Origin of the sequence: Micromonospora craterilacus (genome assembly GCF_003236315.1) — a bacterium.
Classification (GTDB): Bacteria; Actinomycetota; Actinomycetes; order Mycobacteriales; family Micromonosporaceae; genus Micromonospora; species Micromonospora craterilacus.
Genome location: NZ_POTY01000081.1, coordinates 1 through 21263 on the forward strand (window position 1 = coordinate 1; position 21263 = coordinate 21263).

Here is a 21263-nt window from a genome sequence, read left to right on the forward strand (position 1 = left end):
GGCGGGGCCAGCGTCAACGGCTTCAACTCCGGCAAAGGCGGCGACGGAGCGGCCGGCATCGTCCAGGTCATCGCGTTCTTCTGAGGGGGTGTGCTGCTGTGCCGAGCCTTCTGTTTCCCGACTCCGGCGCCCGCCTGGTGCTGCTGCCGAAGGGCCAGCCAGCCGCTGGCGCGTTGGGCTACCTGTACGCCGACGAGGACTGCATCACCCCTGCGGAGGTGTACTACGACGTCTCCGGAACGAAGGGCCCCCTCATCCCGCTGGACACCCACGGCCGCCGCTCGGTGACCCTCGACGGGTGGGGGCGGCAACCCAACTACTGGGGGCCGGAGGACGGCGCCACCCGTCTGTGGATCCGCGTCAACGGTGTCGTCAACCCGGTCGACGCCGACTACAAATGGCAGCTCGACGGGCTGCGTGACATTGACGCCGGCTACGACTCCCGGATCAGTGGCCTGACCGAGACAGTTGACGGGCAGGCTGGGCAGCTCGCCGAGCACGCGGGGCAGATCACTGACCTCGACACCAGCAAGGTCGACATGTCTGATCGGCGGTTGCAGGCCACCGGCTACCTCGTCAGCCAGTTCGGCACACCGAACGGATCCAACGACCGGACGCTGCTGCAAACGGCGATCAGCGCGGCCGCGGAGGCCGGCGGCTGGGCGATCATCGACGCGCACCTGACCATCTCGGGAAGCGTGACGGTCCCGTCTGGGGCGCGCATCGACGGGTCGCGGGGCCGCGTCACCCAGACCGCCAACCTCAGCAACACGTTCGTTGTCGCCAACGCGAGTGACGTGGTGCTGCGGAACGTGCGGGCGACGGGGCTGGGCACCGACTATGTGCCGTCGTCGGCGGTCTTCGCCGCGTCGGCGGTCAACATCACCGGCGCCTCCCGCAACGTGCTCATCGACGGCTGCGACTTCCGCAGCTTCGCCGGGGTCGGTGTCAACATCGGCGGGACGGCCGCCGACGTGCGGGTGGTCAACAGCCGGCTGCAAGGGCCCGGTCCCGGAATCATCCAGCCGGTCGACCACAACTACGGCATGGGTGTCGTCGGGCACCAAAACTCGTCGGCGTGGGCGGTCATCGGCTGCGACATCTCCCACTACGCGCAGGGCGTCAACTCCGGCGACTGCACGGACGTGCGGATCATCGGCAACTATTTGCACGACATGACCGGGCAGCACGGCATCTACCTCGACGCCACCATCAATCTGGTCATCGCCGACAACATCATCCGCGACACGGGGTTGCAGGGCATCAAGGTCCAGTTGGCCAACACCACCAACGGCATCGACATCGACCACGTCACGATCACCGGCAACGTCATCACCGCCTCGGGCAGCCACGGAATCCTGCTCACCAAGGCCATCAGCGGCGGCCGGCAGGTGCGGCGGGTCACCGTCACCGGCAACTCGATCTCGACCGCCGGGGCGGGCGGGGACGGCATCAACCTGATCGGCGTCCACGGCGCCGTCGTCTCGTCCAACGTGATCCACAACGCCCGGCACGGGTTGTCCGCCACCGACTGTGTCGGCCTGACGATCGGGCTCAACCGGCTCTCCAGCCTCCAGCAGAACGGCGTCCTGTTGACGGCGACTTCGGATGTGGATGTGGTCGGCAACCGGATCACCGACCCGGCGGTGGATGACATCCTTGCGGGCGAGTTCGGCATCTTCGTGACCGGCGCCTGCTCCAACGTCAAGATCGACGGCAACACGGTCAGCGACGCCAACGGCCGGATGCGCTACGGCCTGTACCTCAACACGCCCAACCAGGGCACCGTCGTGGTGCGCAACAACGACCTGACCGGCGCCACCGACCACGGGGCGCGCCTCGACAACGCGCAGGACGTCAAGGAGTGGTCCAACAACGTCCTCGGTGGCACGACCGGGCCGGTGCTGAACTTCCCCACCACCCGGACAATCAAGGGCCCGCCGCTGGAGTACACCGCCACCGCCCCGCCATCGTCGGGCACCTGGCCGCGAGGCGCGGTCGTCTGGAACACCACGCCCAGCCTCGGCGGCCCGGTCGGCTGGGTGTGCACCACCGCCGGAACACCCGGCGTGTGGTCGCAGTTCGGCGCCCGCCAGTCCGTATGGAACGGACCCGCCGGCAACGCCCTGGCAGGGGCCAGCATCGACCCGATGTGGGCCAACATCTCGGTGGGCGCCACCACGGCCGGGGTGCTGCACCTGGCCCGCGTACTGCTGGAACGCGGCGGCCCAATCAACTCGGTGGAGTTCGTGGTCACCGCCGCCGGCACGGGGCTCGTCGCCGATCAGTGCTGGATCGGCGTCTACTCGGCGGCCGGGGACCTGCTGGGGCAGACCGCGGACCAGTCGGTGGCGCTCGCCTCGGGGGGCCAGAAGTCGTCCGCCCTGACCGTCCCCATCGCGTCGCAGCCGTTCGGCACCAGCGTGTACGTGGCGCTCCTGTGGAACGGGAGCGTCGCGCCGCAGCTGCGCGGCGCGGCTGCCACGGCCACGTTTGCGAACGTGGGCCTTACCGCGCCGAACTTTCGGTGGGCGAACGCCGGTAGCGAGCTGACTGCACTTCCGGCGACTCTGCCGACCATGACGGCGTCAACTCAGCCGTCCTACCTCGCGTTGAAGTAGCCGCCGGCCAGTAGCTCACCGCGTAGCCGAGGGCGAGGACGAAGAAGAAGGTGCGGGCGTTCAGGTCACCAGACACGCTGACGCACATCGTTTCGAAGGCGAGCAGCGCCAGGGCGAGCACCGCCGCAGGCTCCACCCGGGCGCTGCTCCAGAGCCGAACCACCACCCACACCAGCAGGGCGACAAGGACCGCGCCGGGTATCCAGCCGGCCTCGGCGAACACCTCCAGGAACAGGTTGTGCGGATACCGGTAGAGCAGGATCGTGACGTGTTCGGGCCAGTTGCCGAACCCGACCCCGAACGGGTGTTCCCGGATCAGGTCGATGGTGGGTTGGGCCAGCTCGATGCGCTGTGACGCCTCGATCTCGCCGCGCGGGTCGTAAAGGGCCGCGCCGAGCCTCGACGCCGCAGGGACCCACTCGGACACGACGGTGAAGTAGAGGCCGACGGTGGCGGCCAGGGCGACGAGAGCAGCCCGGCCCACCCGGGCCAGCGGCGACGCCAAAGTGATCACAACGAGGGCGGCGATCACCAGCGCCACCACAGGGCCCCGGGAACCGGTGGCCCACAGGCCGGCGCCGAGCAGAGCAGCAGCGACCAACGCCAGCCAGCGGGACACCGCCCGCCGGTACGTCAGCCACAGCAGCGCCACCACCGGGGAGCCGATCGCCCGAGCGAGCCAGATCGGGTTGCTGGCACCGTCGCCGCCGGTGGCCCGCCCTTGGGGGTCGACACCGCCGGCCAGGGCAAGGATCGCCAGCAGGCAGCCGCCCACCACCCACACCTTCGCCCAGGTGGTGAGGTCACGCCGGCCGCGGATCAGCATGACGGCCACGGCGGTCGGCACGGTGAACAGGAAGAAGCCGGTCACCTTCGTGGTGCCGTAGTCGGTGGTGGGTGGCCACAGGAGAGCCGGTGCCGCGACGAGGGCGGCAAGGATCACCGCGAACACGACCGCCCGGTGCACGACCGGCAGGCCGGTGATGATCGCCCAGATCAGGACCGGTGCCAGCACGGCGGCCGTCACCGTCACCACCGGTATTCCGCGCGCCGGGATCAGTGTCCCGACGAGCAGCAGCGTCAACGCGACCGCTTGGATCCACGACCGGACATCTCGGGTCCTGTGCACCCGCATCTCCCCCCACCACCCGAGCCGGCGGCTCGGGCTACGCGTCATCGATCTTGTTGGACGTGTCGAGGGGTTGGTCTCCGATGATGACAGCCGCCTGACCTGGGCGGCTGTCAATTGCCTCAACCGGATCGGCATTGCCTGCCGACGACCGGTCGGGATACGGCCAGAACGGGGGTGGCCGATGCCGATTCCGGCAGGGGATTCGCCGCAGCCGATCCTCAGCATCGATCCGCCGCCGTGGGCGCCCACCACCATGCAGGTCGCCGCCCACGTTCCGTATATGACCGTCGATACGGTGACGCCCGGCTCGCAGCAGTACCAGGAGAACTTCACCGACCGGACCACACCCGCCCGGTGGCAGGCGCAGCAGTTCATCGACGCCGCATGGCCGGCGGTGCTGGCGGCGACCGGGCCGCTGGTGGAGTCGGTGTGGCCGCTGGCGCAGGCGGTTGCCGCGCTGCGTGCCGCCGCCGCGATCGTCCGCGCCTACCCGCGCGACGACGGGGACCTGGCCCGCGCCGCCGCCCTGGATGCCCGCGCTGATGCCGACCTTGAGCGGCTGATCGCCGCGAACGATGCGGCGGGCGGCCAGCAGCCGGACGGGCTGCTGCCCGTGTGGTCGTTTCCCGCGCCCGTGCCGTGGGGCGACAGCTACCTGTGACCGGCCTCCTCCAACCTGAAAGCGAGCACCGATGGCCGACTTTCCTGCCGAGACGCCCAGCAACCTAGGCGCGGCGCTGACCACCCGCACCGGCACCACCAACGCCGACACCCTGCCCGCCGGCTCCGTGGTGGTGGCCCGCAACGCCGGTGCCGGCGCACACACCATGACCCTGACCGTGGGCGCCCAGTTCGACGGGCTCGCCGTGTCGTCGCGAGTCCACACCGTCGCAGCCGGGGGCGTCTACGCCTTCCGGGTGCCCGCGGCCTACGGCGACGCGAACGGCCGTGTCCCGCTGGCGATCAACGGCACCGCGTCCGAGGTCACCTACCACATCCTGGGGGTCTGATCATGCGTCCGAAGGTCGACTACATCGCCGCACGGGTGATCTTCGCCAACTCGGTTCGTGCATACAACCCGGGCGACGACGTGCCCGCCTCCGCCGTCGAGAACCTCGGCCTGGTCGTCGGCGTGGACGTGGTCCCGGCCCGCCCCGACGTGATCGAACGCCCGCCCGCCGACGCCAGCCGCGCCGACTGGGTGGCGTACTGGCTGGGCCAGGACGTGCCGCAGGACCAGATCGACGCGATGAGCCGCGACGAGCTGGCCGCGCGGGAGGTCGAGCCGGAGCCGGACACCCAGCAGCCGGCCGAGGATGCCGCGCCCGACGCGCCGCAGGACTTGCATGTGGTGCGGCCAGGCCGGGACTCCCGCAAACCCGAGTGGGTCGAGTACGCGGTGTGGCGCGGGATGCCCCGCGAGACGGCCGAGGAGTCCACGATCGCCCAGCTCTCCGCCACCGACTACGACAACCTGTTCGGGCCGCCGCCCCTGCCGGAGGTGTAAACCGCCATGGCGCAGACCCGCGTGATCTGGAACCACGCCGAAGAGGAACGGCTCCTGCACTCGCCGACGGGTCCGGTCGGCCGGGACATGGCCCGCAAGGGCGAGCTGGTGGCGGCCGAGCAGCGCCGCACCTGCCCGGTGTCGGAAGACGGCTCTCACGGCCGCCCGCCCGGCTACATGCGGTCACGCATCCAGTCGGAGCTGCACCGCGACGAACTCGGCCTGTACGTGGATGTGGGGACCGACGCCCACACCCCGGACGGCAAGCCGTACCCGATCTTCGTGGAGCTGGGCACGAGGCCGCACACGATCACGTCACACGGCGACTACCCGCTGCGCAACGCCAAGACAGGGCAGGTGTTCGGCAAGACCGTCCAGCATCCGGGCACCACGGCGCAGCCGTTCATTCGTCCGTCACTGAACGTGCTGCGCGGCGCATAACCCCCCGGGCGGAGGTGATCCGGTGGGCACCTACGTAGACGCCGAACGGGCCGTCGCCGACTGGATCAACTCCCTCACTGCCAGCCTGGTCGGCCTCGGGCGCCCCCTCTCCAAGGGTGCACACCTGACCGAGCTGCGCGGCGCGGCCTCGGCCTGCTACGCCCTGCTGTCCCTGCTGCCCGGCGGCGTCGCCCTCGGGGTAGAGAACCCCGACCACCGGGCGCGCATCTCCGCATCCATCTACGGCCCCACCAAAGAGGCCGCAACCGTCGCAGCGATCGCCTACGCGGACACGCTGCTCACCTGCGACGGCCGCCCTCAACCCATGGGCGCCGCCGTCTGCCTGGTGGTCGACCCCGACAGCGTCACCGGCCCCCTCTGGCTGCCCGACCAGGCGGGGCCGCGGCTGCTGGTCGACGCCGACTTCTACCTCCGTCCGGCGTAGCGCCGGACCGCCTTCTCCTCCTTCCGCAATCCCACTGGCCCGGCGCAGCGCCGGGGAGAGGACCGCGTCACCATGCCGATCCCGGTCGTTCCCAAAAACGCTCTCAGCTTTGGTGCTGGCTTCCTGTACTGGGCGCCGCTCGGCACCTCGCTCCCGTCGTCCACGGTCGCCGGCAGCATCTTCACCGACACCTGGCCGGTCGGGTGGATCCTGCTCGGCGTCACCCGCGAAGGCCACGAGTTCTCGTACGAGCTGAACACGGAAGAGGTGGAGGCCGCCGAGTACCTGGACGCCATCGCCACCGTCACCACCGGCCGCGCCGTCGGCATGAGCTTCGACCTGATGCAGGTGCACGCGCAGAACCTCAAGCGGGTCATGAACGGCGGCAACATCGCCACCTCCGGTGCCGGCGCCACCCTGCGTTCGGACTTCACCCCGCCGAAGATGGGGGAAGAGGTTCGCTCCATGCTCGGCTGGGAGTCCACGGACCTGACGGAGCGGCTGACCGCCGAGCAGTGCTTCCAGACGGGTTCGCTGGCGGTGTCTCGGCGTAAGGGTGCGGACAACGCGTCCCTGCCCACGGAGTGGAAGCTGGAACCCGCCGCAGACGGGAACCCGTTCCACCACCTGTTCGCGGGGGCCACCCGTGGCTGAGGGTGCGGTGCACGAGTTGCAGACCCGTGTCGAGGGCGTCGAGATCGTCGGCGGCGGCGACAAGGTCGACTTCATGGGCGACCACTACCGCATCGCCGAGAAGGTCGGCCTCATGCCGCTCATGAAGTTCGCGATGACCGCCAAGCAGGGCGCGAACGCGGACGACATGGAGGGCTTGTCCGCGATGTACTCGCTGATCAAGGACTGCATCGACCCGGCCGAGTGGGAGCGGTTCGAGCAGGACGCGATCGACAAGAAGGCCGAGGCAGACGACCTCCTCAAGGTCGTCCAGGACACCATCCAAATCCTGTCCGCCCGCCCTACCCGGCGGCCCGCCGACTCCTCGGCTGGGCCGCAGACCACATCGGAGCCCTCGAAGGAGAACTCCTCCTCACCGGAGCCGGCGCGGCGTGTGCCGGAGGGCATGGGCGAACTGGTGTCGATCACCGATCTGCTGCAAGCCCGCTCGACGGCCTGAGCCTGCGCCAGTGGTGCAACCTCGCCTACGCGTACCTGCGCCGCGATCTCGTCCAGGCCCTCGCGATGTGCGACGGCAAAGAGCGCCAGCGCGCCCTGGACGACTTCGATGCGTGGCTGTCCGCCCCACCTGACGGCTGGGAGGCCGCCGACCAGCGGCTACGGCAGGCCATCCACGCCGCGTGACCCGGGCGGGGGTGGTTCCCCGTGTCCACGCCGCTTGCGTCCGCGTTCGTTCGCGTCAGGGCAAATACGACCGGTTTCCGGCGCGACGTGGTCCGCGAGGCAGAGCAGGCTGGCGGTGAGGCGGGTCGCGCTTTCAGCGACTCGTTCAACAGGGCGCTGACCGGCAGGGCCAAGACCCTGTTCGCCGGCCTGCGCCGTCAGGCCGAAACCGCCACCGACGGGGCCGGCGACAAGGCCGGGCGCACGCTCGGCGCGGACATCGTCCGGCAGGCCACCGCACGGATGCGCGACGAGCGCGGCCGGTTCGCGGCGGCCGGAACAGAAGCCGGCGCGGCGATCGGCGACGGCATCACCCGGGAGGCATCCGCCCGGCTACGGGACGCCCGTGGCCGTTTCGCCGCCGCCGGCAACGACTCCGGGTCGAGGTTCGGTGACGGGTTCGCGGCCGAAGCCAGCCAGCGGATCCGCGACACGGTGACGCAGCGGCTGCGCGACGAGCGCGGCCGGTTCGCCCGCGAAGGCGACGAGGCCGGCGGGGGCTTCGGCGACCGGTTCGCGCACGCCTTCGACCGCCGAGGCATCTCGACGGCACACGGCCGGGTCCGCTCGCTGGTCGTGGGCATCATCGCGCTTATCCCGGCGCTGGTGCCGGTGCTGGCTGGGGCGACGGCCGCCCTGGTCGGGTTGGGTACGGCCGCCATCGCGCTCTTTGCCGGGTTGGGTGTTGGCGTCCTCGCGATCTTGGGTGTTGCCGAGGCGGTCAAGCAGCTGGGCGCGTCGGAGGAGATGGCGGCCCAGCGGTCGCAGGCGATGGCCCGCGCCCATGAGGCGGTGCGGTCGGCGGCCGAGTCGCTGCGCTCAGCCGAGCAAAACCTGGCACGGACCAAGGTCCAGAACGCGGAGTCCGCGGCGGCTGCCGCACGCCGAATCGAGGACGCCGAACGGTCCCTGACCCGGGCTCAGCGTGACGCCCGCGATGTGGTCCGGGAGCTGGACGAGGCCCGGGAGCGGTCGCGGCGCCGCCTGGATGACCTGCACCAGACCCTCGCCGAGAACGCTCTCAGCCAGCGGCAGGCCAACCTTGATGTCGCCGAGGCGAAGCTAGCCCTCGACAAGATCATTGCCGATCCTCAGGCCAGCGACGGCCAACGCGAACAGGCCCGCATCGCCTACGAGCGCCAGGTGCTCCAGCTCGGCGACCTCCAACGCCGCGAACGCGAGCTACAGGCCGACCAGAAGGCGGCGGTCAAGGCCGGCGTCGAAGGCTCCGATGAGATGGAGCGCGCCCGCAAGCGCATCGCCGACGCCAACGAGCGGGTCAAGGAAGCCGAACGGTCGCTGGCGGACGCCCGGAAGGCGCGGGCCAAAGAGGAGCGGGAAGGCGCGTACCGGCTCCAGCAGGCCCAACAGCAGGTGGCATCCGCTCAGCGTGCGCTCGCGAAAGCCAACGCAGAAACGGCCACGGCCGGAGTGGCCGCATTCGCAAAATTGCGCGACGCGATGGACAACCTCTCGCCCGCCGGCCAGCGGTTCGCCCGATTTCTCCACGGCTTGCGGGACGAATTCAAGCGGCTACGTTTCGCCGCCCAAGAGGGACTGCTACCGGGCGTCCAAACCGCCATCACGAACCTTCTGCCGTACCTGCCGCAAGTCACACGCTTCGTGGGTGATCTCGCGTCCCGGATGGGTGATTTGGCGGTGCGGGCGTCGGAGGCTTTGCAGTCGCCTTTCTGGCTGTCGTTCTTCGCCATGATCCGCGATGTTGCCGGGCCGGCACTCGAAGGAATGTTCGTCGCGACTGGCAACATCGTCACCGGACTGATGGCCATTTTGCAGGCGTTCCTTCCGCTCAACCGGGACATGGGTACCGGTTTTGTCGCCATGACCGCCGCCTTTTCTGAGTGGGCGCAAGGACTGTCCGACTCCGACAGTTTCCAGGGCTTCGTCCAATACGTGCGGGACACCGGCCCGGACGTGCTGGCCCTGATCGGGCAACTGTCGAGGCTCCTCGGGAAATTGCTGGCCGGGCTGGCTCCCGAAGGAGCCGGACTGCTGGCCGGGATCGTCGCCGGGATCCGCTGGCTCGCGGACCTGTCACCTCGGACGCTCGGCCAGGTCGGTATGGCGATCAGCGGGATCGCCGGCGCCGTCTTGGCCTTCAACGCCGTCGCGAAGATCGCATCCATTGCCACCACGGCGTGGGGATTGGCGCAGAAGGGCGTCGCCGTTGGGGCGAAGATTTGGGCTGGCGCGCAGTGGCTTTTGAACGCCTCGCTGTGGGGCTTTCCCCTCACTTGGATCTTGGCCGCTCTCGTCGCCTTGGGTGTCGGACTCGTCGTCGCCTACCGGAAATCGGAGACATTTCGGGCGATCGTGCAGAAAGCCTGGTCGGGGATCCAGGCGGCAGCGTCGTTCGCCTGGGACAAGGTCATCAAGCCGATCTTTTCTGGCCTCAAGTGGTGGATCTCCAACGTGGTCGGCCCGTGGTTCACCTGGCTTTGGCAGCGGGTCGTGAAGCCGGCCTGGACCGGAATTCAGATCGGGATCAGTGTCGCCTGGGCGATCATCAAGGTCATTTTCGGGCTGATCCACATTTACGTGAAGACTGTCCTCGGACCGATTTTCACATGGCTGTGGAAAAACGTGATCGACCCCGTTTGGAAAAACATCAAGATCATCTTTACCGCGTTTGGCGGTTTCCTCAAAGAGCACGTCGTTCCGGCGTTCAAGTCCGGCGTCGAGGCAATCGGAAAAGCCTGGGAAAAGATCAAGGACGTAGCGAAAATCCCCGTCCGCTTCGTCGTGAACACGATCGTGAACGAAGCGATCATCGACAATTTCAACAAACTGGCGACCGTTTTCGGCGTCTCCAAAGTTGATCGAGTCAAGCTACCGAAGGGCTTCGCCCGCGGCGGCGTGCTGCCGGGCTGGTCACCCGGCCGCGACGTGCACCGGTTCGTCTCGCCCACCGGCGGGGCGATCGACCTGTCCGGCGGCGAAGCCATCATCCGCCCCGAGGGCACCCGCGCCCTGGGCCGGGGTTGGGTCGACGGCATCAACGCCGCTGCCCGCGCCGGTGGTGTGGGCGGGGTGCAGCGGTTCCTGGGCGGCGCGTACGCGGGCGGCGGGGTCATCGACTGGCTGGGCCGCCAGGCCAAGGACGCCACGAAGAAGGCCACCGACGTCATCTCCGGTGCCAAGGGCCTGCTCACCGACCCGGCCGGCGTGCTCCGCTCGGTGGTGAGCAAGGTCATCGATCTGGTGCCGGGCAAGGACACCACGCTCGGGAAGCTGGCGATCGGACTGCCGAGCAAGGCGGTCGGCTGGGCCATCGACAAGGTCAAGTCGGTGTTCGGGCGCGGCGAGGACGGCGGCAGCAACCTCACCGGCACGTCGCCGCTCGGCGGCTCGGCAGGCATGATGCGGATGCTCCGCGCCGTGTTCCCGGCCCTGCCGCTGTGGTCCGGATACCGGCCCGGGTCGACCACCCTGTCCGGCAGCCGTTCGTACCACGCATACGATCGGGCGGTCGACGTGCCGCCGATCCGCGCTGTCGCGAAGCACATCTTCGAGACATTCAGGCACATCACCAAGGAGTTGATTACTCCGTACCCGGAGTTCAACCTTCTGCGCGGCAAGCCCCACCGGTACACGGGCGCCGTCTGGCGCCAGCACAACTTCGCGGGCGGCAACGCGCACAACCACTGGTCTGCACGGCTGGGCGGCATCGTCCCCGCCATGGGGGCGAGGCTGTTCGACCGGGGCGGGGACTGGCCGTCCGGCACCGTCGGCGTCAACCTGTCCGGGCGCACCGAGCACGTCTCCACCGGTTCCAGCATGGACACGGTGGCCGCCCTGTTGGCCGGCATCCGCAAGGACCTGCGCGAGCTGCGGGACGCGGTACGCCGGGTCGGTGCCGAGGTCGGCGTGGAGATCAACGGCGCGGCGTCGACCGCCCTGCACAGGGGAAGGGCGCTCGGCTAATGGCAGTGCTCATCCTCGACCGGGTGTGGATCAATCTCATGGCGGACGGCGAGGCGATCTCCGCGTTCTCCGCCGAGCGTGGCCGGACCGTCGCCGTGCAGGGGGAAACCCGCACGTACGGCGGCGGCCGGCGCCGCGCCATCACCCAGCAGGGCCACACCGAAACCCGCCCGTTCACGCTGCGCCGGGTCACCACGGCGCAGGTGGAGACCCTGCGCAGGTGGCTAGGCCAGGAGGTGATGTGGCGCGACTACCGGGGGCAGCGGGCCGTCGGCGTGCTCTTCGACCTCGACGTCCACGAGTGGAAGACGGAGATCGACCTGTACGACGTGACGACCACCCTCCAAGAGGTCACCTGGACCGAGGGCCAGCCGTGACCCGTTACGAGCTGGCGAGGGCCGTCGCGGTCGGCGGGGACGAACATGCCCGCTGGTGTGACGGCTGCATGTCGTCGGCCGGCTGGGAGGCCGCGATCTGGGCGATGCTGCCGTCCGGGTTGCAGCGGCTCGGCGTCGTGCAGGGCTGCGAGCGCTGCGACCCGGACGGCTGTTGGATCGTCTGCCACTACTGCTCGACGCCCGTCGTCGGCGGTGTCGCGTTTCACGCCCACCTACGCGACCAGCACGCGGAGGGAGGCCAGGGTGCAGCCGATCACCGCCGCCCCCCGCGACGGCCTCGACCCGGACACGGTCGTCCGCCTGCTGCGTGACGCGCCCGCCGTCACCATCGGCAAGGGCCTGGAGCTGATCACCACCGACTTGCAGGTGATCGAGGACATCTCGACCGACCTGGCCGGCGGATCGGTTTCCCGCAACAGCTACGCCACCCTGCACGGCACCTGCCAGCTGTCCCTGTCCCGGGCGCTCACCTGGCCGTCGGCGCTCGTCCGGCCGTACATGACGATCAGCGACGGCACCGACAGCGCCCGGTTCCGGCTGGGCGCTTTCTACACGTCGGCTCCGGTCCACAAGACCGGCGAGTCCCCGCCCACCTGGGATGTCGCCGGCTACGACATCCTCCACGGCCTGCACTCCCCCACCGGCGAGGCGTACGCAGTCGACGCCGGCGTCTCCTACCTGGCCGAGGTGGAGGCGATCCTCCAGGCGCAGGGCTACACCCGCTATGTGATCGACCAGACCAGGGCGGATGCGGTGCTGCCGAGCGCGAAGGTGTGGCCACTGGACGACAGCACCCGCTGGCTCACCGTCGTCAACGAGCTGCTGGCCGCGATCGGCTACCAAGGCATCTGGTCGGACTGGGACGGGCAGCTGCGCTGCCAGCCGTACCAGCGGCCGAGCGAGCGGGCACCCGAGTGGCTGTACGACGACGGGCGCGCGACATCGATGATGAACCCGACGCGGGACCTCGAACGGGACCTGTGGGAAGCCCCGAACCGGTGGGTGTTCGTGCGGCAAAACGATGTCGACGGACCCCCGCCGATCGAGGGTGCCGGCATCTACACCTGGACCAACAACGGCCTCGGCGACACCAGCGTCGAGGCGCGGGGCCGGGTCCTCACCAAGGTCAGCTATGTGGATGCGGCCGACCAGCAGGCGCTCGAAGCACTGGCGCAGGTGACGATCGACGCCGACATGCGGATCCCCACGACCCTGCGGATGGCCACCAGCCCGAATCCGCTGCACTGGCACTTCGACCGGCTGGTGGTGGACGAGCCGGCGGTGGGCCCGTACGCCGACGTGATGGCGACCAACTGGACGCTGCCCCTCGACGGTGGGGATATGACGCACGAGTGGTCGACGCTGTAGGGGGTGTGCCCCGTGTTCGGGATCGACTTGTTGAGGCTGATTGACGCCCGTATCCGCGCGGCCCGTGACCGACAGACCGCAGTCGGCACAGTGCAGGCCAGCCTGTCGGCGTCCCGGGCCACGGTCACATTTGACGGCAGCGCGCTGGCGGTGCCCGTCAAGGTGCTCGCCCACGCCTCGGTGCAGGCCGGCAGCCGCGTAGCGCTGACCCGGTACGGCTCCGAATGGGTGGTCGTCGGCGCGTTCGGCCCTCCACCGTGACGCATGGTCGCGCACCCGCACCCGCACCCGCACCCGACCTGAGAGGAGGCCGACCGTGGGCGCCATCGAAACGTCGACGCTAGCCAACCCGCTCCAGGCGGCTCCGCCGATCGCCCGCATCGCCCGGTCGGAGCAGGGCATTCTGTGGTTCACGCTGCTCAGCAACGCGACGAACAGCGTCCTGTACTACCGCAGCTCCAACGGCGGCACGTCCTGGGTGTACGCGGGAGGCTGGAACTTCGGCGTCACCATCCAGGAAATCTCCGGCCTGCACATCACCTACAGCGGCGACATGTGGCTGGCGTTCCGCACCAACGAGAACAGCCGGGACCGCATCAACATCATCCGCGCCACCCTGCGGAGCAGCAGCTTCACCTTCAGTAACCCGTTGAAGGTGGCCGAGCCGGCCCACGGCGGCACCCCCGGCTCCTACCACAACGGCCTCGACATCATGGCGATCGGCGTGGCTGGCGGGTCGCGGATCGTCGTCGCCGCCGGCACCCGCGTCGCCGGCTCCAACGGCGTCACCCTGTACGGCGCCAACGCGACCGAGACGGCGTTGACGCTCAACAACGGGCTGATCACCGGCACCAAGCAATGGCTGTATCCGTCCGGCACGACCGGCCGCAACACCCCACAGCTGGACATCGAGCACTGGGGTGACGCCAAGGTCGCGAGCGTCCCGCACCTGTGGGTCAGCTTCGGCCGCACCGACCTGCGGGCGGTCAAGCTCGCCTGGAACGGAACGACGTGGGCGGGCCCGTCGGGGACGCTGCTGCTGGCGTCCGGACTGGGCGCGCAGAACGCGTTCGCCGGCCGCTGGGACGGCGCACGGTTCGTGATGTCGATCCCCAACCCGGCCGCGACGGACACGGTGCTGCTGATCGAACGGAACCAGGCCAACTCCAGCACGGCGCAGCGCACGTCGCCGGCCCATCCGGCGGGCGTGGTCCGCACCTGCACCCATTCCTACAACAGCATCACGAAGGACGTGCGGGTCTTCGCCGTCGGCACATCGACTAGCGTCGTCCACTACATCGACTATGTGCGGGCCACCAACACCTGGACGTCATGGACGGTCGCGGTCGCCACCGCCGTCATCGGCGGCTCCAACTACTCGGTGCGGCGCGAGTCGCACGGCTCGGCGAAGTACGACATCGTCACCGCCCACACCGGCAGCCCGAACACGCTCGTTTCCACACACCTGTCGTTGTCGTACGCCCCGGCCGCGCCGACGTGGCGGTACGGCGTCACCGCCCAAACCCCGCCGGCCAACGGGGCGGCCATGGACGTAGCCGCGTCAATGCGCCTCGACTGGCAATTCTCCGACCCGGACCCCGACGACACCCAGTCGGCGTGGGCCCTGTCCCGGCAGATCGGCACCGGCACGATCCAATACTTTCGGTCGTCCGACAGCAGCTGGCAGGCCGCAGAGCAGAAGAACGCCGGCTCGTCGGCGTTCCGCACACTCACCTCCGGCCAGTGGGTCGGCGGCGGCGGGGGTACTGATCCGGCGCACAACTACCGGGTCAAGGTGTGGGACAGCAGCGACACCCCGTCGCCCTATTCGTCGGCGCTGTCCGTGCTGCCCGCCGCCAAGGTCAACCCGACGATCACCCAGCCGCCCACCAACGGCTACACGGTCACCGCATCCACCGTCACCGTCGAGTGGACGGTGGACGAGCAGACCGCATACAGGCTGGTGCTGCTCGACGGCGGCGGGCAGCATGTGTGGGACTCCGGCTGGATCGCCGGCACCGACACCAGCCGGACGATCGGCTACGAGCTGGCGAACAACGCGCCCTACTCCATCTGGTTGTGGACGCGCAGCAACCGGGGCATGCAGTCGAGTCAGGCCAGCCGCGCGATCGCCGTCGAGTATGTGCCGCCGCCCGCCCCGACTGTCGCGGCGGCACCGCTGCCCCGCCAGGGGGTGATCCGGGTCGCGGTGACCATGCCCGCCCCGGCCGGGCCGCAGCCCGCGGTGACGTCGGTGAGTGTGCGGCGGCGGCGTGCCGGTGACGCCGACAGCGCGGTCACGATCGCCACCGGGGTGCCGGCCGATGGGGTGTGGGACGACTGGAGTGCGCGCAGCGGCCAGCCGTACGAGTACAGCGCGGTCGCCGTCGGCGCGAACGGCACATCCACGCAAGGGCCCTGGTCTGCGTGATCGATAGCTTTGGAGGTGTCCGTTGACCCGCGCACCCGCAAACCTGCTCGCCGTCCGGCGCCTGCTGCTCGACCATCTCGACCGCGACCCGAACCGGGTCCGTGATGCGGACCTCGAACCCGGCGAGGTCGGCATCGTCGGTGATGCCAACCACCGTGGTGGCTACCACTGCGGATCCGACCGGGTCGTCTCGAACGACTACTCCGTGGTCGAGTCGCCCCGGGACCGCGACGGCCTGACCCTCGACGCCGCCGCCCTCGACGTGGGCATGTTCGAGGTCAGTGCCGCCGGCAAGACCCACACGTTGCAGACGTTCTCGACGTGGTGTGTGGCGCAGTGCGTGGCGAACGCCCCGGACACCCGCGACATCCGGGAGATCATCTACAGCCCGGACGGGCGGACAGTACGCCGCTGGGATCGGCTCGGCCGACGGTCGACCGGCGACGTGTCGCACCGCTGGCACACCCACTTCAGTTTCTTCCGCGACTCCATCAAGGCGAACCGCGACCAGACCCCGCTGTTCCGCCGCTACCTGACCACCGTCGGCCTGATCAAGCCGGCAGCGCCCGCCGTCACCCCCAAGCCCGCACCCGCCCCGCCGAAGGAGCCCGACATGACGCCCGATGAGACCAAGCAGCTCCGAGAGATCCACACCATGCTGTCGCGTCTCGACGGCCGCGAGGCGGTCGGGATGGCCTACCTGCGGTTGGCCGAGGGCAAGGACCACCGGCCCGATGCCAAGCCGGTGTCGCACCCGACGCTGACCAGCCTCGGCGCGCAGCTCACCGCCGTACAGACCGCCCTGACCGCGCTGGCCAAGCAACGACTCTTCGACCCGGCCGTCATCGTCAGCGGGGTCCTCGCCGGGCTCGACGCCGAGGCCATCGCCGCCGCCATCCCTTCCACGGTGGCCGAGCAGGTGGCAACCGAGCTGGCCCGCCGGCTCGCCGGCTAGCACAGCCCCGCCGCAACATCTCGAACCCTGGGGAGGGACGTAGTAGTGGCCGAGCAGCAGCAGGCGCCGACCCGTGCCGAGCGCGTCCGAGACATCACCATGGCGCTGATCCTGGTCGTGTGGACTGTGTATGCCGCCGCTGCCGTCGTGCAGCTGTTCCGCTCCGGCGCGCAGGTGCTGGAATCGCTGCCGCCGTTCTGGTTTTGGGGCATCCCCCTCGCCCCCTACTCGGCCCTCTACACGCCGTGGACACGCCCCGGGGCCGGTCCTCCGACACCCGTCGCGCCCACCCCGCCGCCCAGCCCGGAGCCCACCCGATGACTGTCGGCCTGTACCTCGCCTTGGCGGCCACCAGCGCCGTCGCGTACTGGATCGCGGGCCGGCTGGTCCGCCGCGCATACGACCAAACGACCCGCAGGGAGGAGCCCCGGTGAGCATTCCGACGATCACGCCGCGACGCATCTGGTCGTGGCTCGGCACGCCCGGGTCGGTGCGGGCCATCACCGCCGGCATGGTCGTGTACGCCCTGCTCATCGGCGCGCTCGTCTTCGGGTACGCCCGGGTTTCGAGCTGCTTGGCCGGGTACGCGGACGCCTCGGCGGTGTCGACGGCCGCGCGGGCGAAGGCCGCATCCGAAGACCGGGCCGTCGATGAGGCCGATCGGCGGATCACCGAGCAGGAGCGGGACGCTGGCGCCCGCGCCGACGATGCCCTCGACGCCGTGTTGCAGGCGATGGCCGCGCAGGATCGGGAGCGGACCGAGGCGACGTTCGCGGACCTGCTGCGGGTGCGGGCCGAGGTGGCGGAGGTGCGGGCGACGGCTGCGGCTGCCCGGCAGGCCAACAACGAGCAGCGGGCCGCCAACGAGCAGCGACGGGTCGCGAACCCGATACCTCCGCCGCCGTCCGAGTCCTGCTAGTACGCCTCCGGACGCCGGATCCGCCACTGCCCGGTGACGCCGTGCTGGTCGCGGTACAGCCCGGCGATGGTGTCGCGCTGGCGGACCGCCTCCGCGTACGCGGCTTCGCCGTCGGTGCGTTCGGCGCGGGTGGTGGGTGCCGACGCGGGGTGGTTGACCAGCACGTCCCAGATCCCGGAGTCGTCCATCCGCTGCTCGACCCGGATCAGCGCGTACGGGATGTCGTCGCCCGGCATGTACAGCCATGACGATTCGCGGAGCTGCGGCTGGCCGGGCATGGCGCGATCGTAGCCGCGGCTTCCCCAACGATCGGGGCCCCGACTTCAACGAGCGGGCCGACTCCTTCAACTGACCACCTCCAAGGAGGGGCAATGACTGACGTGGACATCACCCGGCCGATCTTCGGCCGCGAGCCCGCAGTGATCATCAACGCGGTGGCGGCCCTGCTCGCCACGCTCATCGGATTCATGCCCGCAGCGCTCACCGGCGAACAGGCCGGCGCGATCGTCGCCGCGCTGACCGCCGCCGCCGCGATCTGGACCGCCATCAAGGTTCGACCGGTCGCCCCGACCCTGTTCGTCGGCGCGATCACCACCGGCGCGACACTGGCCGGAGCGTTCGGGTACGCGCTCACACAGCAGCAGGTCGGTACGCTGGCCGCCGCCTCGGTGGCGCTGATGACCGTGCTGGTGATCCGGCCGCAGTCAACGCCAGCCGCCGACCCGCGCACCATCAACGGCGTGCTGGTCGCCGGAGACATCCGCCGGACCGACCTGCCGCGATAGGCTGCAACCGCCTCACGCCAAGAACCCGATCTCGGTTCACGAAACGCCCCGCCCTCTCCGGTCTGTCCGGGAGGGCGGGGCGTTTTCGGCGTCTATGCTGGTCAGTGCGGGTGCGATGCCGAGGGCGTCGGTGTGACGACACCGGGAAGCGAAGGGCCATCCGCGCCAGCTCCCAAATGATCACGCAGGGCCCCGGCGTAGGTGTGGGCCTCGGCGCATCAGGGCCACTACGCAGCCCGCGCCAGCCGTGCCGACGGCGGGATCGGTGCCCTACTGCCGGGCAGCGTGCAGTCGGACTCCCCGTCCACCCCTCGCGGGTGGGCGGGGAGTTTCGTCGTGTCCGGGCTGTTGTCGCCGAACCGTCTCCCCCACCATCGCCAGGTACGCATCGGCGGTCCCCCGCGCCTGGCATCCGGCGACCCGGCAGATCGGGCACGGGTCCGGCGAGTGGTCCGCGATGATCGCCCGCGCCGCGAGAATCAGCCTCGACCGCACGTCGTGGGATACCCCGATCACCCGCGGGCTGCCAACCGGTCCGGATGGGCACGCGGCCGGCGGCGTACCACTGCCGGCGCGCTGCCGGTCGGCACCCCTCGGCCTTGCCGCGCCATGCACTCCGGCTGCGCGCACACGCACCGCCAGCGCACCTCATCGGACGGAATGCCTAGCCCTCCGCAGTCGTGCGGGATGCCGGGCAGGATCGACGGCCAGCAGCCACCGCAAATGCCGTCCTTGATGGGCTGCGATTGGCGAACCCAGCCGACGATGCGTGCGTGCAGCTCGGTGGGCACCACGTCGGGCAGTTCGGCGACAGCGTCGTAGTAGTGCCCGGCCATGAGCTGGGACAGGCCGGGCACGTCGAGCCGGTACACCCTGACGAGGTGCGCCTGGAGGGGCTGGCACGGCCATGGGGTGTCGCAGGCCACGCAGTCCCACGACGGGCGTGCCGGGGTGTGCGAGGTGCCGCCTACGGTGGGGATGCCCGCTGTCTGCTGCGTCCGCCCGGCCGTCACCGGGCACCGACCAGGTTCGCCGTGATTGCCGCGACGACGACGTGCGCCTCCCAGCAGTGATGCCGGCCGCAGTCGGGGTTGTGGGGGTTGCAGGCGTGCCCGTGGATGAGCACCAAGCCGCGCGAGGGCTGGCGGACGGCCACCACGGACACGAGCGTGTCGCGGCTGGCCGGCTTGCCGGGTTCGGGACGCCACTCGCCGGCCAGCAGAAACAGCCGCGTGCCGGGCGGCACGTCGAGGTCGGCCTGCCGGGCGGTGGTCCGGCCGCCCGTCACCGCTGCCCACTCTCGGGCTGGTTGTCGGTGTCGATGTCGGCGCGCCGCTTGGCGGCCAGGTCGAGCAGGCGTTGCCGGGCCGCCGCGCGTTCCGCGTCCTCCCTCTGTTGCCCGGTGGTGCGCGGCTCAGGGGCAGGGTCGGGCTCGGACCGTCCGCGCCATCGCACCACCGGGCACCTCCCACAGGTGAGGTCGGGGGGCGGCGGCGGTGTTCGCACACATCGCTTGGATACGAAGATTTGCACCGCCGCCGCCGGGCCGGCCGGCTCAGGGGGACTGCGCCGGGCGGCTTGCATCAGACCGTAGGGCGGCGGTCACACACGGTGCACCCCGCTGCGGGCGACTACCCCACAGCGGGGTAGTTCGGTCAGACGATGCCGACCCGCTCGGCGAGCCGGCGCACATCCGCCCGGGTCGTTGGTGTCTCCCGCGCCAACAACTCCCGGACGGTGCCGCGCATCAGCAGGTTGAGCCCGGAGTCCTCCGGCGACTCGCTGTCGGCGCGCAGCAGCATGTGGATTCCGGCGAAGTCTTGCCGCTTGGTGACGTACGCGCGTGCCATGTGGAGGAGGTGGGAGTGGCGGCGCTCGATGCTCGGGGACAGGCCGGCGTCGACCTGCTCGCCGATGCGCAGCGCCTCCCCGGGCCGGGACAGCTCCAGCGCCACGGCCGCCCGGTGGATGCCCACGTTCACCGACCCAAAGAAGATGAACCTATGTTGCGTCTCTCCGGTGCGGGTGGCCAGCTCGTCGGCACGGTCGAGAGCATGCAACGCACCCCGCTCGTCCCGCAGCCGGGCGTACTGGACGGCGGCGAGCAGATGCAGGCCACCGAGCGCCGACAGTTGCACCGGATCTACGCCGGCTGCCCGTTCCAGGTCGGCGATGGCCTCCCGGCACACCTCCACGGACTCTTCGGCGTGCCCGCGGCTGGAGAGCACCTGTCCGAGGTTCCATGCGCTCGCAGCCAGGTAGGCGGGGTCGTCGGCTTCGTACGCGGCCGTCATCGCCCGGTCGGCGGCGACTGCCGCCAGATCGTGCGCGCCGACCTTTTTGCAGTAGGCGCGGATCAGCAGGTACAGGTCGGAGGCGGCCCTCTGTGCGTCACGCCGTGCCGTCCCGTCGTAGGCGGCCACGGCGGCGCGAGCGGAATGGACGAGGCCGGGCAGCACGGGCCCAGTGAAGGTGTATCGCTGGCGGGACTGATGCCAGGTCGTCCAGGCGAGGCGCACGGACGCGACCAGCTCGGCGACGCCGGGGGGCTGGTCGACAGCCGGACGGTAGGCGGTCATCGCGGCCCGTAGCGGGGCGACGGATTCGTGCTCGGCCGGGTCGTCGGGCAGTACCCCGAGCGGCAGGCCCGTGAGAGCAGACAGGTCTCGGACGCCGAGGACGCGGGCGATCTCCAGCCAGTCCGCCAGCGTCGACGGGGACCGCTCGCCGCGCTCCCATTTCCTCCACGCCCCGAGCGACTTGCCGACGAGCTGCGCGGCAGCCACTTGGGTGAGCCTGCGTCGGGTGCGGTAGTACTTGATCCGCTTGTTCGGCGGCATCGGGTCGATGTCGTCCACGGCTGGCCTCCCTGCATGAGGTTCCGTCCAGTGCCGACGGTACTCCTCGGGGCGGCTGCCGGTAGTGTGATGGTGTCGCCACGATGAGTGGAGGGGCGTGGG

At 70.1% G+C, this 21263-nt stretch carries 23 protein-coding genes; 17 read left to right on the top strand and 6 right to left on the bottom strand.

Going from position 1 to position 21263, the window contains the following annotated elements; all coding sequences use genetic code 11:
• Window positions 1-98 precede the first annotated feature (98 nt).
• Entirely contained in the window at window positions 99-2621 is a 2523-nt protein-coding gene (locus C1I95_RS14720) for a right-handed parallel beta-helix repeat-containing protein (protein ID WP_146605718.1), read from the top strand.
• On the opposite strand, the gene C1I95_RS14725 is transcribed toward C1I95_RS14720, so the two are convergent.
• Window positions 2509-3636 (bottom strand): O-antigen ligase family protein, encoded by a 1128-nt coding sequence (locus C1I95_RS14725; protein WP_158566400.1) that lies wholly within the window; start codon window positions 3634-3636, stop codon window positions 2509-2511. The genes C1I95_RS14720 and C1I95_RS14725 overlap by 113 nt on opposite strands.
• On the opposite strand from C1I95_RS14725, the gene C1I95_RS35240 reads away from it, so the two are divergent.
• From C1I95_RS35240 to C1I95_RS14800, 15 genes are all read left to right on the top strand, one after another.
• Window positions 3605-4414, top strand: a complete 810-nt coding sequence (locus C1I95_RS35240) for a hypothetical protein (protein ID WP_158566401.1) — start codon at window positions 3605-3607, stop codon at window positions 4412-4414. The genes C1I95_RS14725 and C1I95_RS35240 overlap by 32 nt on opposite strands.
• Window positions 4415-4445: 31 nt before the next feature.
• Complete coding sequence (locus tag C1I95_RS14735) at window positions 4446-4763, top strand: hypothetical protein (protein WP_111214395.1); 318 nt, start codon at window positions 4446-4448, stop codon at window positions 4761-4763.
• A gap of 2 nt (window positions 4764-4765) precedes the next feature.
• Window positions 4766-5260 (top strand): hypothetical protein, encoded by a 495-nt coding sequence (locus C1I95_RS14740; RefSeq protein WP_111214396.1) that lies wholly within the window; start codon window positions 4766-4768, stop codon window positions 5258-5260.
• 6 nt (window positions 5261-5266) lie between these two features.
• On the top strand, window positions 5267-5701 hold the full coding sequence (locus C1I95_RS14745) for a hypothetical protein (RefSeq protein WP_111214397.1): 435 nt from the start codon (window positions 5267-5269) through the stop codon (window positions 5699-5701).
• 22 nt (window positions 5702-5723) lie between these two features.
• The gene (locus C1I95_RS14750; RefSeq protein WP_111214398.1) at window positions 5724-6146 is read left to right on the top strand and encodes a hypothetical protein; all 423 of its coding nucleotides are present in this window, start codon (window positions 5724-5726) and stop codon (window positions 6144-6146) included.
• 72 nt (window positions 6147-6218) lie between these two features.
• Window positions 6219-6800, top strand: a complete 582-nt coding sequence (locus C1I95_RS14755; protein ID WP_111214399.1) for a phage tail tube protein — start codon at window positions 6219-6221, stop codon at window positions 6798-6800.
• Window positions 6793-7278 (top strand): hypothetical protein, encoded by a 486-nt coding sequence (locus C1I95_RS14760; RefSeq protein WP_111214400.1) that lies wholly within the window; start codon window positions 6793-6795, stop codon window positions 7276-7278. Before C1I95_RS14755 ends, C1I95_RS14760 begins: the two co-directional genes overlap by 8 nt.
• Window positions 7279-7484: 206 nt before the next feature.
• Window positions 7485-11447 carry a hypothetical protein gene (locus tag C1I95_RS14765; RefSeq protein WP_146605720.1) on the top strand — a complete coding sequence of 1321 codons (3963 nt, stop codon included), beginning with the start codon at window positions 7485-7487 and terminating at the stop codon, window positions 11445-11447.
• The gene (locus tag C1I95_RS14770; RefSeq protein WP_111214402.1) at window positions 11447-11824 is read left to right on the top strand and encodes a hypothetical protein; all 378 of its coding nucleotides are present in this window, start codon (window positions 11447-11449) and stop codon (window positions 11822-11824) included. Before C1I95_RS14765 ends, C1I95_RS14770 begins: the two co-directional genes overlap by 1 nt.
• A 264-nt stretch (window positions 11825-12088) precedes the next feature.
• A complete protein-coding gene (locus tag C1I95_RS14775) occupies window positions 12089-13213 on the top strand; it encodes a hypothetical protein (protein WP_146605721.1) in 1125 nt (374 codons plus the stop codon).
• 30 nt (window positions 13214-13243) lie between these two features.
• A complete protein-coding gene (locus C1I95_RS14780; RefSeq protein WP_146605722.1) occupies window positions 13244-13474 on the top strand; it encodes a hypothetical protein in 231 nt (76 codons plus the stop codon).
• Window positions 13475-13529: 55 nt separating this feature from the next.
• A complete protein-coding gene (locus C1I95_RS14785; protein WP_111214405.1) occupies window positions 13530-15644 on the top strand; it encodes a hypothetical protein in 2115 nt (704 codons plus the stop codon).
• Between the two features lie 22 nt (window positions 15645-15666).
• Window positions 15667-16599 (top strand): hypothetical protein, encoded by a 933-nt coding sequence (locus C1I95_RS14790; protein ID WP_111214406.1) that lies wholly within the window; start codon window positions 15667-15669, stop codon window positions 16597-16599.
• A gap of 45 nt (window positions 16600-16644) precedes the next feature.
• Window positions 16645-16920 carry a hypothetical protein gene (locus C1I95_RS14795; protein WP_111214407.1) on the top strand — a complete coding sequence of 92 codons (276 nt, stop codon included), beginning with the start codon at window positions 16645-16647 and terminating at the stop codon, window positions 16918-16920.
• A 109-nt stretch (window positions 16921-17029) separates the two neighbouring features.
• A complete protein-coding gene (locus C1I95_RS14800; protein ID WP_111214408.1) occupies window positions 17030-17518 on the top strand; it encodes a hypothetical protein in 489 nt (162 codons plus the stop codon).
• Here C1I95_RS14800 and C1I95_RS14805 read toward each other — a convergent pair.
• On the bottom strand, window positions 17515-17796 hold the full coding sequence (locus C1I95_RS14805; RefSeq protein WP_111214409.1) for a hypothetical protein: 282 nt from the start codon (window positions 17794-17796) through the stop codon (window positions 17515-17517). The genes C1I95_RS14800 and C1I95_RS14805 overlap by 4 nt on opposite strands.
• 93 nt (window positions 17797-17889) lie before the next feature.
• On the opposite strand from C1I95_RS14805, the gene C1I95_RS14810 reads away from it, so the two are divergent.
• Window positions 17890-18303: a hypothetical protein gene (locus tag C1I95_RS14810; RefSeq protein WP_111214410.1), complete on the top strand. Its 414-nt coding sequence runs from the start codon at window positions 17890-17892 to the stop codon at window positions 18301-18303.
• A 512-nt stretch (window positions 18304-18815) separates the two neighbouring features.
• Here C1I95_RS14810 and C1I95_RS14815 read toward each other — a convergent pair.
• The 4 genes from C1I95_RS14815 to C1I95_RS14825 all read right to left on the bottom strand — a co-directional run bounded on the left by C1I95_RS14815 (window position 18816) and on the right by C1I95_RS14825 (window position 21143).
• Window positions 18816-19175 carry a hypothetical protein gene (locus C1I95_RS14815; protein ID WP_146605724.1) on the bottom strand — a complete coding sequence of 120 codons (360 nt, stop codon included), beginning with the start codon at window positions 19173-19175 and terminating at the stop codon, window positions 18816-18818.
• 137 nt (window positions 19176-19312) lie between these two features.
• Complete coding sequence (locus tag C1I95_RS14820; RefSeq protein ID WP_111214412.1) at window positions 19313-19591, bottom strand: hypothetical protein; 279 nt, start codon at window positions 19589-19591, stop codon at window positions 19313-19315.
• The gene (locus C1I95_RS35245; protein WP_158566402.1) at window positions 19588-19758 is read right to left on the bottom strand and encodes a hypothetical protein; all 171 of its coding nucleotides are present in this window, start codon (window positions 19756-19758) and stop codon (window positions 19588-19590) included. The genes C1I95_RS14820 and C1I95_RS35245 overlap by 4 nt, the downstream gene beginning before the upstream one ends.
• 200 nt (window positions 19759-19958) lie before the next feature.
• Window positions 19959-21143, bottom strand: coding sequence for a helix-turn-helix domain-containing protein (locus C1I95_RS14825; protein WP_111214421.1), 1185 nt, complete (start codon window positions 21141-21143; stop codon window positions 19959-19961).
• Window positions 21144-21263 lie beyond the last annotated feature (120 nt).